At 65.7% G+C, this 14888-nt stretch carries 13 protein-coding genes, 1 tRNA gene and 1 pseudogene; 10 read left to right on the top strand and 5 right to left on the bottom strand.

The annotated features are described in order from the left end of the window. Nucleotides 1-12: 12 nt before the first annotated feature. From V6D40_RS03485 to V6D40_RS03460, 6 genes and pseudogenes are all read left to right on the top strand, one after another. On the top strand, nucleotides 13-1065 hold the full coding sequence (locus V6D40_RS03485) for an ABC transporter ATP-binding protein (RefSeq protein WP_334288975.1): 1053 nt from the start codon (nucleotides 13-15) through the stop codon (nucleotides 1063-1065). 29 nt (nucleotides 1066-1094) lie between these two features. Next, nucleotides 1095-1721, top strand: coding sequence for a hypothetical protein (locus V6D40_RS03480; protein ID WP_334288974.1), 627 nt, complete (start codon nucleotides 1095-1097; stop codon nucleotides 1719-1721). Nucleotides 1722-1811: 90 nt separating this feature from the next. Continuing rightward, nucleotides 1812-1884: transfer RNA gene (locus tag V6D40_RS03475), tRNA-Glu, on the top strand. A gap of 115 nt (nucleotides 1885-1999) precedes the next feature. After that, nucleotides 2000-2587 (top strand): HD domain-containing protein, encoded by a 588-nt coding sequence (locus tag V6D40_RS03470; RefSeq protein WP_334288973.1) that lies wholly within the window; start codon nucleotides 2000-2002, stop codon nucleotides 2585-2587. Between the two features lie 17 nt (nucleotides 2588-2604). After that, on the top strand, nucleotides 2605-3579 hold the full coding sequence (locus V6D40_RS03465; protein ID WP_334288972.1) for a pyridoxal-phosphate dependent enzyme: 975 nt from the start codon (nucleotides 2605-2607) through the stop codon (nucleotides 3577-3579). After that, nucleotides 3576-6326: pseudogene (locus V6D40_RS03460) on the top strand (FAD/NAD(P)-binding protein); the annotation flags it as partial. The gene V6D40_RS03465 and the pseudogene V6D40_RS03460, both read left to right, overlap by 4 nt. Before the next feature lie 11 nt (nucleotides 6327-6337). On the opposite strand, the gene V6D40_RS03455 reads toward V6D40_RS03460, so the two are convergent. Then, on the bottom strand, nucleotides 6338-7048 hold the full coding sequence (locus V6D40_RS03455; RefSeq protein ID WP_334288971.1) for an IclR family transcriptional regulator: 711 nt from the start codon (nucleotides 7046-7048) through the stop codon (nucleotides 6338-6340). A gap of 31 nt (nucleotides 7049-7079) precedes the next feature. On the opposite strand from V6D40_RS03455, the gene leuC reads away from it, so the two are divergent. Both leuC and leuD read left to right on the top strand, forming a co-directional pair. After that, the gene (gene leuC / locus V6D40_RS03450; RefSeq protein WP_334289099.1) at nucleotides 7080-8501 is read left to right on the top strand and encodes a 3-isopropylmalate dehydratase large subunit; all 1422 of its coding nucleotides are present in this window, start codon (nucleotides 7080-7082) and stop codon (nucleotides 8499-8501) included. A gap of 28 nt (nucleotides 8502-8529) precedes the next feature. Next, nucleotides 8530-9123 (top strand): 3-isopropylmalate dehydratase small subunit, encoded by a 594-nt coding sequence (leuD, locus tag V6D40_RS03445; protein ID WP_334288970.1) that lies wholly within the window; start codon nucleotides 8530-8532, stop codon nucleotides 9121-9123. A gap of 633 nt (nucleotides 9124-9756) precedes the next feature. Here the strand turns inward: leuD and V6D40_RS03440 are convergent. The 3 genes from V6D40_RS03440 to V6D40_RS03430 are packed head-to-tail and all read right to left on the bottom strand — an operon-like array spanning nucleotide 9757 to nucleotide 11778. Continuing rightward, nucleotides 9757-10257, bottom strand: a complete 501-nt coding sequence (locus V6D40_RS03440; RefSeq protein ID WP_334288969.1) for a hypothetical protein — start codon at nucleotides 10255-10257, stop codon at nucleotides 9757-9759. 5 nt (nucleotides 10258-10262) lie between these two features. Further along, complete coding sequence (locus V6D40_RS03435; RefSeq protein WP_334288968.1) at nucleotides 10263-10715, bottom strand: YbjN domain-containing protein; 453 nt, start codon at nucleotides 10713-10715, stop codon at nucleotides 10263-10265. A gap of 43 nt (nucleotides 10716-10758) precedes the next feature. Continuing rightward, nucleotides 10759-11778, bottom strand: a complete 1020-nt coding sequence (locus tag V6D40_RS03430) for an NUDIX hydrolase (RefSeq protein ID WP_334288967.1) — start codon at nucleotides 11776-11778, stop codon at nucleotides 10759-10761. A 155-nt stretch (nucleotides 11779-11933) separates the two neighbouring features. Here V6D40_RS03430 and V6D40_RS03425 point away from each other — a divergent pair, with 155 nt between their 5' ends. Further along, on the top strand, nucleotides 11934-12932 hold the full coding sequence (locus V6D40_RS03425; RefSeq protein ID WP_334288966.1) for an NAD(P)H-dependent glycerol-3-phosphate dehydrogenase: 999 nt from the start codon (nucleotides 11934-11936) through the stop codon (nucleotides 12930-12932). A gap of 19 nt (nucleotides 12933-12951) precedes the next feature. Next, entirely contained in the window at nucleotides 12952-14013 is a 1062-nt protein-coding gene (locus tag V6D40_RS03420) for a D-alanine--D-alanine ligase family protein (RefSeq protein ID WP_334288965.1), read from the top strand. On the opposite strand, the gene V6D40_RS03415 is transcribed toward V6D40_RS03420, so the two are convergent. After that, nucleotides 13976-14887: a DUF3515 domain-containing protein gene (locus tag V6D40_RS03415; protein WP_334288964.1), complete on the bottom strand. Its 912-nt coding sequence runs from the start codon at nucleotides 14885-14887 to the stop codon at nucleotides 13976-13978. The two genes, V6D40_RS03420 and V6D40_RS03415, sit on opposite strands and share 38 nt — an antisense overlap. Nucleotide 14888: the final 1 nt, after the last annotated feature.

Below are 14888 nucleotides of genomic sequence, written 5' to 3'. Positions count from 1 at the left end.
AGAAAGGCGATCATGAGCGACATTGTGGTCAGCGGCCTGAAAGTGGTGTTCCCCGGCGGCACCGTTGGCTTAGAGGACATCAACCTGGCGATCCCGAGCGGCGAGTTCGTCGCACTCGTCGGACCGTCCGGTTCGGGCAAGACGACGCTGCTGCGCACCATCGCAGGGTTCATCGAGCCATCAGCAGGCTCGATCGAGCTCGGCGGCACAGACGTGTCCAACACCCCGCCGGAGAAGCGGCACATGGGCATGGTGTTCCAGCAGCACGCCGTCTGGCCGCACATGAGCGTCGCCGACAACGTCGCTTACCCGCTGCGCCGAGCCGGCGTGAAGCGCGCGGAGGAAAAGCAGCGCGTCGAGCGAACCCTTGCAACAGTTGGCCTTGAGGGATACGGCAAGCGCCGGCCCGCGACGCTCTCCGGTGGGCAGCGCCAGCGCGTGGCGCTCGCGCGGGCGATTGTTGCGGAGCCGGAGGTGCTGCTTTTAGACGAGGCGCTTTCCGCCCTCGACGAGCCACTGCGCGACTCGCTTCGCCGCGAGTTGGTGACGCTGACCCGCCAGTCCAACCTCACCACAGTGCATGTCACCCACGACCGCAAGGAGGCCATCGCAATTGCCGACCGGATTGCAGTGCTTCACGACGGCCGCCTCGAACAACTCGACACCCCCGAAGCGATCGTGACCCGCCCAGCGACGGCGTGGGTAGCGTCGTTTATCGCCGACGCCACGTTGCTCGACGGCGTCGTGCGCCAAGGTCTAGTCGAGGTGGCGTCGCTAGGAATGTCCTGGCCCGTCGCCGACGTGCAGGCAGATGACGAGCTTCGCGATGGTGAGAGCGTGGTGGTCGCGGTGTTGCCGGAGATGGTGGGGACGGGGGCGTCGACAAGCACTAGCTCCTTGGATGCGGCCGTGACTTCCGTGCTCTACGAGGTGAACTCGTACTCCGTGACGCTGGAGGCGAGTGGCGTGGAGTTCCGTGCGCGGCTGGGGCTGACGCCGAAACCCGAGGTGGGGGACCGGGTCGCGCTGACGGTAACGTCGCCGCTGGTGTACAAGGAGGCATAGCTGCGAACCTGAAGAATTGTGCGTCGGCGGTGTTTTTGGCGGTTCCGCTGGCTTTGGCGGGGTGTGCCGGCGAGCAAACGCCTGCGCTGGTCGAAACCGAGACCTCGACCGTGGTGGTGTCTGCCTCGCCGGAGAGCGAGGAGCCGGCGAGTGAGGAGCCCTCGCGCGAGCAGGCGGCGCCGGAGCCGCCCGCTCGCGCACCGGCTGCGTATCCGGGTGCGGGAGGACCGGTGCCGCCGGAGGCGCGCCCCGTTGCGACGGTCAAGCACACGCAGTACGGCGACGTCGGGGTGTTCACCGCGCCGAGCGGCAACATCGGCTGCGAGATGTGGGATGACGGTGCGGATGCGCGGTCGATGTACTGCGGGGTGCTGTCGTACAACGAGAACCACGCGATGGGCACGTTGCCGAACGGCATGGCGAAGTGGGCCATCGACGTCGTAAACGGGGAGGCGCTGGCGAAGGGCGACGTTCCGGCATACTTCGAGGGCGCGTTCGGTGAAACCGACACGCTGGTGCCGGAGGTCGTGCCGTACGGCGACGTGGTGTACTTCGGCGAGATGGTCTGTGCTGTGGAAGAGGTCGGGGTGACGTGCTGGGACGCGCGCACCGGCAGCGGCGCGTTTATGGAGCGCGAGTACACCGTTTTCTTCTAAAGGTTCTCGTCGAGAAATGCTGTTGGCCTGGCGATTTGTTGGAGGCGGCGCGCGTGCCATATTGTTGTGGAGTCGCAAGCAAGCGAGCGCGCCCCGTTCGTCTAGCGGCCTAGGACGTCGCCCTCTCACGGCGGTAACACGGGTTCAAATCCCGTACGGGGTACAAGGCAAAACCTCCGGTTCAACAACGAGCTGGAGGTTTTGTTTCGCTTATTCGTTCGAACATATGTTCGTCACGTGAAGCTGGCGTGTAGAGGTGGGGACGTAACATACGAGCCATGACAAACACCACGAGCTTCAACAAAGAATTCACCGCGTCGCCGCGCCTCATTCGCGCCATCAATACCGCTGCGTGGGCGCACCGGGGCCACGTGCGCAAGGGCACCGACATTCCCTACATCTCGCACATCTTCGGCGTCATGCACTTGGTCTCCGAAGTCACGGACGACGAGGACGTGCTCATCGCGGCGCTCTTCCACGACATTCTGGAGGACGTGCCGGAGGAGTATTCGGCCGAGGAGATGGAAGCAGATTTCGGCCCCCGGGTCGTGGAACTCGTTGGCGGTGTGACGAAGGATTCCTTGCTGCCCGATTGGCAGTCCCGCGCGGACGCGTACCTGGAGCACCTGCGGGCCTCCGACGACGGCAGTGTGCTGATCTCCGCGGCGGACAAGCTGCACAACTTGCTGTCCATCCTGGCGGACCACCAGGCAATCGGGGAGGACATCTGGGCGCGGTTCAACTCCGGAAAGGAGCGCCAGCAGTGGTGGTACCGCGCTGTGAGCAACGTCGCCTCCGAGCGGCTGCCGGGGAACCCGCTGGTTGTGGAGCTTCAGAAGCGGGTGGCGGAGCTCGAGGCGCTCTAGCGCATAAGCTGGAACGCATGAATCTACCTTCAACCGCTGCCGCGCCAGGCATCCTCGGCGCGATCGGCGGCACCCCGCTCGTCGATCTTTCCCGCGGTTTCCAGGAGGGCGGCGAAAGCCAGGTGTGGGGGAAGCTCGAGTCTTTCAACCCCGGCGGCAGCGCGAAGGACCGCTCGGCGCGGGCGATGGTGGCCGACGCGACCGCGAAGGGGCTGCTTCACCCGGGCGCGGTTGCGGTCGAGTCCTCCAGCGGCAACCTCGGCATTGCGCTCGCGCGGGAGGCGGTCGCGGGCGGTTGGGAGTTTCACTGCGTAGTTGACCCCCGCACCAACCGGGCGACGCTGTCGATGATCGCTGCCCTCGGGGCGGTGCTGCACCCGGTGGAGCAGCCTGACCCCGAAACGGGCGACTGGCTCACCGCGCGCCGCAACCTCGTGGCGCAGCTGAAGGAGGAGATCGGGGCGGTGAACCTAGACCAGTACTCCAACCGCGCAGCGTTCGACGCCCACGATCAAGGCACGATGGCGGAGATCGTGGAGCAACTTGGCCACGCCCCGGAGTTGCTCGCCGTGGCTGTGAGCACAACCGGCACCGTCGGCGGCTGCTTGAAGCACATCCGCGAGCACGGTTACGACACGACCGTCGTCGCGGTTGACGCTGAGGGCTCCGTGCTTTTCGACGGCACCCGCGGCGACCGCATCCTCCCCGGCTACGGCGCAGGCGTGGTGACCGAGTTGTCGAAGGACGTCGTTCCAGACCGCGTCATTCGGGTGCCTGCGTCGGATGCGGTGCGCTCGGCACGGGGGTTGGCACGCACCACAGGGTTTGTGCCAGGGGCATCAGGCGGCGCTGTTGCCGCAGCTGTGGCCCAGCTCATCGATGAGGGTGCCGCGCGCGAGATTGTCGCCATCTTCCACGACGACGGCCGGGCGTATTTGGACACGGTGTACAACGACGAGTGGGTTGCGGAGCAGATTGGAGGCGCAGTATGAAGGTAGCGATCATCGGCGCGGGACCGCGCGGGCTGTGGGCGGCGGAAGCACTGATGGAGCGAGCCCGGCAGCGCGGGGCAGCAATTCATCTGACCGTGTTCAACGACCGGCCGCTTCCCGAGGCGTCAGCGCCAGGGGCGTTCGGGGTTTCCGTGCCGCGAGCGTGGATCTTGAACGCGCCCAAGACGATTGTGGCAACGCAGCTGGGTCCCTTCGACCCCGAGGATCAGCTGGAAGGCGACTTTCCTAGTCGCGCGCATGTTGGCGAGCACTTGGCCGCCTCCTGGCGCGCCCTCGAGGAGCACCTGCCGCTGCGCTGCCGCGTGACGCACCGCATCGAGCGGGTGGAGGAGATCTCGCCCACCGCGGACGGGGTTGACGTGGCGGGGGAACGCTTCGACGAAGTTCTTATCGTCACCGGCCACGCGCACGATTGGCCGGGTTCGCTGGCATACGAATCCGTGGGCGGCTGCAGGGTTGTGGCCCCGGCGTACCCGGCATCGAACCTCGACGTTGTCAGCGAGGACGACATCGTACTGGTGCGGGGAGCGGCCCTGACGTTTATTGACGTGGTGAAGTACGCCGAAGCGAAAGTTTTCTACCCGGTCACCCGCTCCGGCCGCTTCATGGAGGTCAAGGCTTATCTTGACGGGGATGCGAAAAAGCGGGCGCAGCCCCGCATCGACGCGGCGTCGCAGGCGATCCTCGGGTGCCGCAACCTGAGCGAGCTTGAGGACATCCTCCTCGACTGCGCGCTCGAGATCCTCCGCATCACCGGTGGAGACGGGGACGCGCAGGACATCCGCAGCGTTCTCGCCGGCGAGGATTTCACCGGCGACGCGGTGGCAGAACTGCGCGCATCACTCGCTGCGTCCCGGGGCGAACAACCGTGGACGCCGGCGCTGGCCGCGCAGGTGGCCTTCCGTGACACCTACGACGCGCTGATTGAGCGCGCCTCGTTCGGCGGCCGCGAGTCGCTGGGCGGCAAGGACTTCGATGCGTTCACCCGGACGATGGAGCGCGTCGCCTTCGGCCCGCCGCCGGAGTCAGCGGAGATCCTCCTACAACTTCTCGATGCCGGCCGAATCCGCACCGAGCTCCTGGCCCGCGGAAACGACGACCTCCGCACGCTGGCAGGGGAGGTCGGCGCGACCGTGATCATCGACGCAGTCCTGCCCCCGCCCGGCGTGGTCGAGGGCACGCTGGTGGGCAATGTGGTGGAGGCGGGCGTCGGCAAGCGCTATGCCGACACCAACGCCCTGCACGTCGAGCGCGACGGCACGCTCGTGGGCCAGCGGCACATCGCCGCGGCCGGGCGGATGAACGAAAGCCTGATCCTCGGCCACGACACCCTGAAGCGCACCAAGCACGACGTCATCGACCGCTGGGCTGACCGCGTCAGCGCCGCAGCGATGGAGAAACCGGATCGCGTCCACGGGCTCCCGCCACTCCAACCGAAACATTTCGAGTGGTCGCAAGAACTGCTCGCGGACCCGGATGCCTGCCACGCGCTGATTGAGCGCTACGGCAGCCCCGTCAACGTCCTGAACCCGGGCCCAATGCAGGCCAACATCGACGAGTTGGTGGAAGCGGGTGAGCGTTTCGGTGTGGAGACCAAAGTGTTCTACGCGCGGAAGGCCAATAAGGGCCTTGTTTTCGCCGACACGGCGCGCGACACCGGCAACGGCGTCGACGTCGCCAGCGAGAACGAGCTGCGCCAAGTGCTCGACCACAACGTGCCGGGAGACCGCATTATCCTCTCCGCCGCCATCAAGCCGGACCGCCTGCTGCAGTTGGCCATCGACAACGGTGTAGTCATTTCGGCCGATAACCGCGCTGAGTACGACCGCATCCGCGAACTCGCCGAGGCGTCCGGGTTGACCGCCCGCGTCGCCCCGCGTCTGGCGCCCGATCCAGAGACCATGCCGCCTACCCGGTTCGGCGAGCGGCTGGAGGATTGGGTTGGGCATCTCAGCGAGCCGTCGGCAAGCGTGAGCATCGTTGGTCTCCATGCCCACCTTCACGGGTACGCGGCCGCAGACCGCTCTGCGGCGCTGCGCGAGTGCATGCAGCTTGTCGACGCCCTCACCGCCTCAGGCCACGCCCCCCAGTTCATCGACATCGGCGGGGGAGTTCCCATGCGCTACCTCGAGCACAAGTGCCAGTGGGACGACTACCAAGCAGCTATTGCCGCCCAGCGCGCCGGTTACGCAGAGGCCTTCACGTGGAAGGCGGATCCGCTCACCAACACCTACCCGTACTGGCAGGAGCCGACGCGTGGGGAATGGCTGGAGCAAGTGCTTGCCGACGGTATCGCAGACGGATTACGCGAACGCGGTCTCCGACTGCACCTAGAACCAGGGCGCTCGCTTCTGGACGGCTGCGGTGTCATCCTCGCCCGCGTCGCGTTTGTGAAGACCCGCTCGGACGGCCTGCCCCTGGTCGGTCTAGAGATGAACCGTACACAGTGCCGCACCACCTCGGACGACTACCTTACCGATCCGGTGCTGGTGAAACGCACCTCGGACGGGGAACCGGTCGAGGCGTTCCTGGTGGGTGCGTACTGCATCGAGGACGAGATCATCCTGCGGCGCAAGATCCGCTTCCCAAAGGGGGTCGCAGCCGGCGACATCGTGGCCATCCCCAACGCGGCGGGCTACTTCATGCACATCCTGGAGAGCGCGTCGCACCAGATTCCGCTGGCCAAGAACGTGGTGTGGCCGCAAGGCGAGCTCGACGCGATCGACCGGCGCGACGCCTACAGCGACTCCTCCAACCGCACCTTCGCCGCAAGCAGCTCCTTGCCCCAGCGCTCGGCGGGGGAGGGCTTGAGCCGTTCCGCCGGACCGGAAATCGACAGCACCGCCACGAGCGCGCCGTCCGGCTGGAACACCGGCGCGGACACGGACGCGAGCCCCACTTCTCGTTCTGCGACGGATTCTGCGTAGCCGTCGGCTCTGACTTGTTCGAGGTCGGATGGGTTGAAGGGGGCGTCGATAAGCAAATGCGCCGCGAAGACGCGGGCGGCTGAGCCCGCTGACAGAGTGAGCTGGGAGCCAACCGGCACCACGTTGTGCAGTCCGCTTTCGGGCTCCTCGGCGGCAATACAGGTGCGGGTGTCGCCCGTGAGTTCGTAAAGCTGGGCGGATTCGCCCGTCGTTTCAACGAGCTCGCGCATTACTGGTCCCGCGGCGGTGAGCAGCTGCGGCGGGGTACCCGCGGTGAAGTGGGCCAGCGCGGGCCCGATGGTCCAGGATCCCTGCTCCGTGCGCGAGAGAATGTGGTGGATTTCCAGCGCGGTGGCGATGCGGTGGGTAGTCGCGCGCGGCAAGCCGGTGTCTTCGCTCAAGGCTGCCAGGGACTTGTCGCCCGACGCTACGGATCGCACGATCGCTACCGAGCGGTCAAGAACTTTGATGCCCGAGTCTTCGCTATACTGTCTCACACGATGGATACTAGCATTCCGCATGCTGGAATTTTGGACGTTTGAGGAGGACGCGATGGCCGAGAAGCCGTTGACGCTGGCGGAGAAAGTGTGGCGCGACCACGTTGTGACCAAGGGTGAGAACGGTCAGCCCGATCTAATTTACATCGACTTCCAGCTGCTGCACGAGGTGACCTCGCCCCAGGCGTTCGACGGCCTGCGCGTGGCTGGTCGCACGCTGCGCCACCCGGAGCTGCACTTAGCGACGGAAGACCACAACGTCCCCACCGAGGGCATCGCATCCGGCAACCTCTTGGAGATCGCCGAGCCCACCTCGCGGACCCAGGTGGCCACGCTTCGCAAGAACTGCGAAGAGTTCGGCGTGCGCCTGTACCCGATGGGCGACATCCGCCAAGGCATCGTGCACACTGTCGGGCCACAACTCGGCATCACCCAGCCTGGCATGACGATTGTGTGCGGCGACTCCCACACCTCGACCCACGGCGCGTTCGGTTCCATCGCGATGGGTATCGGCACCTCCGAGGTTGAGCACGTGATGGCGACGCAGACGCTGTCGCTCAAGCCGTTCAAGACGATGGCGGTTGAGGTCTCGGGCGAGCTCGCCGAGGGCGTGACGGCGAAAGATTTGATTTTGGCGATCATCGCCAAGATCGGCACCGGCGGCGGCCAGGGCCACATCATCGAGTACCGCGGCGAAGCTATCGAGAAACTCTCCATGGAAGCGCGCATGACGATCTGCAACATGTCGATTGAGGCCGGCGCCCGCGCCGGAATGGTCGCCCCGGACGAGAAGACCTTCGAGTACGTCAAGGGCCGGGAGTTCGCGCCGAAGGGTCAGGACTGGGACGACGCGGTGGCGTACTGGAAGACGCTGCCGACCGATGAGGGTGCGACCTTCGACACTGTCGTCGAGATCGACGGTTCCGCGCTGACCCCGTTCGTCACCTGGGGAACCAACCCAGGACAGGGTTTACCGCTCGGCGAGAACGTCCCAGATCCGGAGAGCTTCGGTGACGACGCCGCCAAGCAGGCCGCCGAGAAGGCGCTGAAGTACATGGACCTCAAGCCGGGTACCCCGCTTCGCGACATCGCCATCGATACTGTCTTCCTCGGCTCCTGCACCAACGCCCGCATCGAGGACCTCCGCGCCGCCGCCGACGTGGTGCGCGGCCGACGCATTGCCGACGGTACCCGCATGCTCGTTGTGCCGAGCTCCACGATGGTCAAGCAGCAGGCGGAGGAAGAGGGCCTGGACAAGATCTTCGAAGAGTTCGGCGCCGAGTGGCGCACCGCCGGCTGCTCCATGTGCCTGGGCATGAACCCGGACCAGCTAGCGCCGGGGGAGCGCTCCGCGTCGACGTCAAACCGCAACTTCGAGGGACGCCAAGGCCCGGGCGGACGCACCCACTTGGTGTCTCCGCTGGTGGCCGCAGCTACCGCCGTCACCGGCCACCTCGCCGGCCCCGCCGACCTGTAAGTGCCGACCTGTAAGTAAGGAGACACCCATGGAGAAATTCACCACCCACACCGGCGTCGGCGTGCCGCTGACCCGAACAAACGTGGACACCGACCAGATCATTCCCGCCCGCTACCTCAAGCGCGTCTCGCGTACCGGTTTCGAGGACGGGCTGTTCTCGAACTGGAGGGAGAACGAAGCGGACTTCGTTCTGAACCAGGATGCGTACCGCAACGGTTCCGTGCTGTTCGCCGGCGAAGACTTCGGTACCGGGTCTTCCCGCGAGCACGCCGTCTGGGCACTCATGGACTATGGCTTCCGCGCTGTGTTCAGCCCCCGCTTCGCCGACATCTTCCGCGGCAACTCCGGCAAGGCCGGTTTCCTCGCCGGCATCATGACCGAATCGGACATCGAGCTCATTTGGAAGCAGCTTGAGCAGCAGCCAGGCCTCGAAGCGACCGTGTCCCTCGAAGATCAGACCGTCACCGTCGGCGAGAACACCTACACCTTCGAGATCGATGAATACACCCGCTGGCGGCTTATGGAAGGTCTCGACGACATCGGCCTAACGCTCCGCGACGAAGCCGCCATCGAGTCCTTCGAGGCATCCCGCCCCAGTTTCAAGCCGGCGGTCGATCTCTAGTCAAGCTGGGCGCCCGCGCCGCCTCTTACGTCGAGATTCTGCCGCGCATAAGACCGTCTACTTGAGGATGAGGTGGTTATGCGCGGCAGAATCTTGTCCCACGCATCACTTTTGCAACGCTCGACCGGGCTGCTGCCGGGTCGCCGCAGCCTGGCCAGATGGTCGTCTCCAAAGTGTTGCTTGCAGATGGTCATTAGTCGAGTAGTGGCGGCCTGCCTAGGGGGTGTCTTCTCGGTTGATAACCATGTGCAAGCAACCCTTTGCAAGCAACGGTTTGCGGCAGGGGAAAGTGCGGCGGCTGGCGATCTCGCTAGGGCAGTTTCGAATCGCCGACGATTATGCGCGGCAGAACCTTGTCCCACGCATCACTTCTTTCACAGCTGATTGGGCTGTTGCGGGGCCATCGCGGGGCTGGCCAGATGGTCATCTCCAAAGTGTTGCTTGCAGATGGTCATTAGTCGAGTAGTGGCGGCCTGCCTAGGGGGTGCGTACTCAGTTAATGACCATGTGCAAACAACACTTTGGAAGCGCCACTTTGTCAGCAACAGTTTGTGGTGACCTTGAGCTGTATCGGCCGAAGCGGCCAGCAACCGCCACCTCTACAGCAGCCGGAGCCGCAACCGCTGCAGCTGCCTACGCTTCGCCGGTGCCCGCGCCGGCGTTGGCGGAATCGAGGTGCTGCAGAACGTCCGGGGCGAAGTGGCCGAGGAACTCGCGGGCGCAGTTCACAACACCCTGGATACCGGAGGTGAGGTGCGCTTGGAATTGCTCGTCGGTGTAGTCCCAGTAGCCGGGCAAAGCGAAAGTGGCGCCGAGGGCGGCGAGGTTGCGCTGGGTGTCCTCGAAGGCGGACGCGGAGGGGAAGTCGCTGTGCTGGTTGTAGTTCTCGACCCAGGTGAGAACGTCCTTATAGCGGTCGGCGGTGATGACGTCGACGGCGACGGTGCTGACAATGCTCACGGTCGGGGCGAGGAACTTGATCTCCATGCCGATACCGGAGAACCCAGTGCGGAGAGCCTGCGTCTCTGGATGAAGGTCGTACTTCCAGCCGAGCTCGTCGAACGTAGCCGCGACGCGCTCCAGGGAGAGCGGTTGAAGATCTGGGGAGTTGGCGGGGGTGTTCGCAGTAGTCATAACGTTTACGCCTTGCTTTCGGTCAGGGAGTCGTCGATGTGCGGCAGGGCCTGCTTGAGTTCGGCCATCACGTGGTGGGCGGAGGAGAAGTAATATTCAAGCATCTGTTTCAGCTGCTCGTCGGTCACGCCCACGGTGGAGAACAGTGGCGCCTCAATGACCGCGATTGCGGTGTCGTCCGAGCGCAAAATCGGGTGGGTGCGCACCAGGGGGATGATGCGGTTGAGCACGTTGGCCGTTTCGCGCAGGGTTTCAATGTCCTCGGGCGTGGCGGCGGTACCGAGCCAGCGGCTCGAAATCTTGCAGCCGGCGTCGGTGAAATCGAAAAAGCACACGAGACCGGGGAACGCGGTGCGGGTGTTGCCGTCCTCGCCGCGGAAGTACTTCAGGTCGAACGCGTCGAGTTGCGCCTCGACGCGTTCTTGGGTGATTGGTGCCAAAGCCGTGGTGTCGGCCATGCGCATGATCCTTTCTCTTGGTACGTCAGTAGTAGGTCCAGAGCTACTGCACTGGCAGGGCGGTGGGGATGTAGTCGGCGCCGGTGAGCTGGCCGTTTCTGAAGCTCAGCGCCCAGGTAGACCCCTTCTTCGCGGCGATGTCGGTGTCGATCGGGAGTGTGCCTTGAGACGACAGCCACGCCACGATCTGGGGGATGGCCTCACCTTGGGCGCACACCACACTGACGCCGCCGCGGGAGATGATCTCCGAGATGGCCTGTTTGGATTGGACCATGGTGGAGTGCCACGCAGCGTCGTCAAGCAGTGCTTCAACCTCCACCTCCAAGTTCAGCTCGTCGGCCAGCGGGGCCACGGTTGCTTGGCAACGCTGCGGCTGCGCCGAGTAGATGCGCTCGGGGTGGAAGGGCGCGAGCAGCGGAACCAGCATCTCGGACTGGCGGCGGCCCTTCTTGTCCAGCGGGCGCAGGTTGTCGTCGCCGGACCACTTCTCGCGCTCGTGGGCCCGGGCGTGGCGCACGAGCAGGATGCGCGCGTCTGCGGGGGTGCGGAAACGCTTCTCTGCCTTGGCCAAGACCTCGCGGTCGAGGTCGTAGCTCATCAGCGCCTTCGCCTCTGCGATGGGCAGCCAGCGGATCTCGTCCACCTCGTCGTTCGGGGTGAAGTCGCCGCCTGTGACCTCGCCCGTCCAGTAGTAGACCACCTTGGTGCTGCCCTTGACCGGGTAGACAGTTTTGCCGATGAGTTTGCCCAGGCGGATGTCGTAGCCGGTTTCTTCCTGCACCTCGCGCACGGCGGCGGCGACCAGCGACTCGCCCGGGTCGAGTTTGCCCTTGGCTAGCGACCAGTCGTCGTAGTGCGGCCGGTGGATGCAGGCCACCTCGAGGGAGTCCGGGTGCGTCAGGTCGCCGCGCCACAAAACAGCGCCGGCGGCGAGCGTGGTGCGGGAGAACTCCTTGTCCGGCTTGACGGGGATCTCCTGGTGCCGGCCGGTGATAAACATTTCCCCCGCGCGGTCTTTGTCCTGCTCGTGCATTGTGGTGGGGTCCGGGGAATGTTCAGCCATAGGTTCTATTGTGTCCTACCCTTGCGCGCGCTGCATCCGGCCCCGCCTATTAACCCCGCCTACCCGCCCCGCCAACCGGCCTCGCGAGCTGGCAGATGTTAGTTTCTGTAGAAGCATTTTCATGGCGTCAGAAGCAAGCAAGGCGGGTGCGAATCGTGGTCAACGTGGCAGTCATGGGTGCCGGTTCGTGGGGCACCACGCTGGCCAAGGTGTTTGCGGACGCAGGCAACTCGGTGCAACTCTGGGCGCGCCGGGAAGAGCTTGCCAAGACGATCGCCGAAACGCGGCAGAACCCCGACTACCTCGAGGGTGTGGAGCTGCCGCAAGCGATCACCCCGACGGCCGATTTCAAAAAGGCCCTCGACGGCGCCGCGATCGCCGTGTTCGGCGTGCCCAGCCAGACGATGCGCGGCAACCTCACCCAGTGGGCACCGCACATCCCGGGCGACGCGACGCTGCTCAGCATCTCCAAGGGCATTGAGACCGGCACGCACATGCGCATGAGCGAGATCATCGCGGAAGTCACCGGCGCAAACACGGACCGGATTGCCGTGCTGTCCGGGCCGAACCTCTCGCGCGAGATCGCCGAAGAGCAACCGGCGGCCACAGTGATCGCCTGCGAGAACGAGAACCGCGCGAAACTGGTGCAGGCGGCGTGCGCAACGAGCTACCTGCGCCCGTACACCAACGCCGACGTGGTGGGCTGCGAGATTGGCGGCGCGACGAAGAACGTCATCGCGCTGGCGTGCGGCATGGCTGCTGGCCAGGGGCTGGGAGAGAACACCATCGCCACGCTGATCACCCGCGGGCTGGCGGAGATCACCCGCCTGGGCCTCGTGCTGGGCGCCGACCAGCGCACGTTCGCTGGCCTCGCGGGGCTCGGCGACTTGGTCGCCACGTGCTCCTCGCCGCTGTCGCGAAACCGCACGTTCGGCCACGCGCTGGGCGCCGGCGCCACCATGGAGGAGGCCAAGGCTGCGACGAAGGGGCAGGTTGCGGAGGGCGTGATTTCGTCGGCAAGCATCTTCCAGCTCGGCCAGCGCGAGGGTGTGGAACTGCCGATTACCCAGGCCGTGCACGCGGTGTGCCACGCGGAGCTGAAGGTCTCCGACGCGATCGCGGCGCTGATGGGCCGAAGCAAGAAGTCGGAGTAGCGCCGGGTAGGATCGCCACGTGATCCGCATCGCTGTTATTTATGGTGGGCAGTCCACCGAGCACTCGATTTCCTGCATTTCCGCCGGCGCGATTATGGCCGAGCTGCCGCGCGACGCGTTCGAGGTCTTCCCGGTTGGTATCACGCGCGACGGAACTTGGGTCGAGGGTTCGCTCGACCCGGTTCAGGGCCGCGAGCTGCCGGAAGTCACCGGTGGAAGGGCAGTTTGCTTGTCGACGCACCCTTCAACCCGCGGCACCTTCACCGACCCAGCCACCGGCGAGGTGGTGGCCGAAGTGGACGTCGTCTTCCCCGTCCTCCACGGCAAATATGGCGAGGACGGCACTATCCAGGGCCTCTTCGAGCTTTCCGGCGTGCCGTACGTGGGCCCGGGCGTGCTCGCGTCGGCCTGCGGGATGGACAAGGAGTACACGAAGAAGCTAGTGGAGGCCGAGGGGATCGCGGTCGCGCCCGGCGCCATCCTGCGCGCCGGGGAGACGCTCAGCGATACCGACCGCGATCGCCTGGGGTTGCCTGTCTTTGTGAAGCCGGCGAACGGCGGATCTTCCATCGGCGTATCCAAGGTGGATACCTGGGAGGAGCTGGAACCCGCGCTTGAGCTCGCGTTCGCAGAGGACACCAAAGTGCTCGTTGAAGGCGCACTGCACGGCGACGAGGTCGAGGTCGGCGTGCTCGAGTACCCGGACGGGCGTGTGGAGGCGTCGGTACCGGCGCGGTTGAACGGCACCGAGGACTCGGCGGAGGGCTTCTACGGGTTCGAGACGAAGTACTTGGACGACGAGGTCACCGCCACCATCCCCGCGCCCTACGGAGAGGCGACCACCGAGAAACTGCAGCAGCTCGCGGTTACCGCGTTTCAGGCGTTGAACTGCGCTTCGCTTGCGCGCGTGGACTTCTTCCTCACCGCCGGCGGCCCGGTGCTCAACGAGGTCAACACCATGCCCGGCTTCACCTCAATTTCGATGTACCCGCAGGTGTGGCAGGCAAGCGGCCTGAGCTACCCGGAGCTTTTGCGCACTCTGGTTACGACTGCGCTCGAGCGGGGATCGCGCCGGCAATAAGGTCGCTTACGTTCGTGATGATCTCGTTGGAGCCGGTCAGCGGGATCGACGCGGCAACCACCGCCTCGCGCCCCAAGGCGTAGTAGGTGGTGGCGGCCGCGTCCGCGTCGTCTTCGAACCAGGTTATGTCGTTGACCTGCACAAGCTGGGCGCCCGGCGCGTAGTTCGCAGGATCCGCCACGCCGCAGCGCAGCACCACCGTCTGGTTGCCGGATGATTGCCATGCGAGGGTGTGGGGCTGGGGGGCGTCGACAAGCGGAAAGCCCTCCGCGATCTCCTGCGGCACCGAATCTTCAAGCGGGCCGCATGCCGCAGCGTCGCCAGCGGCGAGCTGCGACAGAGGTGCCGGCGCCGGAGCCAGATCCGTGAGCGGGAGGGGAGAGGCGTCAATGTCGCCGACTGGGGCGCGGCCGGAGCGCTCGGCGGTGACGGCAGCGACGGGGGAGCGGTTCACCGTAAACCACGTGCTGAGCTCGCTCGCCGGGTCGTCGACGCGCAGCCACTCGGTGCCTCCCGCCTCTTCGGTCAACGCCAGCGCGGTGTACTGCAGCGGCAGGTCGACTCCGCAGCGCAGCGTCACCCGGTCGGTGGACGACGACTGCCACGCGGCCGCGCCCGCCGGGGCGGGCTGGGCGAGCTCGGCGCGCTTATGTCCCGCGACCTTCGCCGGCAGCGAATCGATCAGCGCGGCGCACTCGGCGGAATCGGCCTGCGACGAGGGAAGCTCCGGCATGGCCACCGGTTGCTGGGCGACCGTGTTGAAGGTGTAGCGCGCGCCGAAAAGCACCGCGGCGACGAGCCCGAGAGCGAGGGCGAGGATGATGGAGAGCAAAGTCCGGTTAATCTGGAATTCGTCCTTAACAGTCGAGCTCATG

The organism is Corynebacterium sp. Marseille-Q4381 (genome assembly GCF_036881695.1).
Lineage (GTDB): Bacteria > Actinomycetota > Actinomycetes > Mycobacteriales > Mycobacteriaceae > Corynebacterium.
This window is presented reverse-complemented; position numbering and strand designations above follow the sequence as displayed.

Bases quoted from the DNA above. Each gene is read 5' to 3' on its own strand.
- leuC (WP_334289099.1), top strand. From the start codon at position 7,080: ATGGCCGAGAAGCCGTTGACGCTGGCGGAGAAAGTGTGGCGCGACCAC.
- V6D40_RS03465 (WP_334288972.1), top strand. From the start codon at position 2,605: ATGAATCTACCTTCAACCGCTGCCGCGCCAGGCATCCTCGGCGCGATC.
- V6D40_RS03485 (WP_334288975.1), top strand. From the start codon at position 13: ATGAGCGACATTGTGGTCAGCGGCCTGAAAGTGGTGTTCCCCGGCGGC.
- V6D40_RS03435 (WP_334288968.1), bottom strand. From the start codon at position 10,715: ATGGCCGACACCACGGCTTTGGCACCAATCACCCAAGAACGCGTCGAG.
- V6D40_RS03430 (WP_334288967.1), bottom strand. From the start codon at position 11,778: ATGGCTGAACATTCCCCGGACCCCACCACAATGCACGAGCAGGACAAA.
- V6D40_RS03440 (WP_334288969.1), bottom strand. From the start codon at position 10,257: ATGACTACTGCGAACACCCCCGCCAACTCCCCAGATCTTCAACCGCTC.
- V6D40_RS03455 (WP_334288971.1), bottom strand. From the start codon at position 7,048: ATGCGGAATGCTAGTATCCATCGTGTGAGACAGTATAGCGAAGACTCG.
- V6D40_RS03415 (WP_334288964.1), bottom strand. From the start codon at position 14,887: ATGAGCTCGACTGTTAAGGACGAATTCCAGATTAACCGGACTTTGCTC.
- leuD (WP_334288970.1), top strand. From the start codon at position 8,530: ATGGAGAAATTCACCACCCACACCGGCGTCGGCGTGCCGCTGACCCGA.
- V6D40_RS03470 (WP_334288973.1), top strand. From the start codon at position 2,000: ATGACAAACACCACGAGCTTCAACAAAGAATTCACCGCGTCGCCGCGC.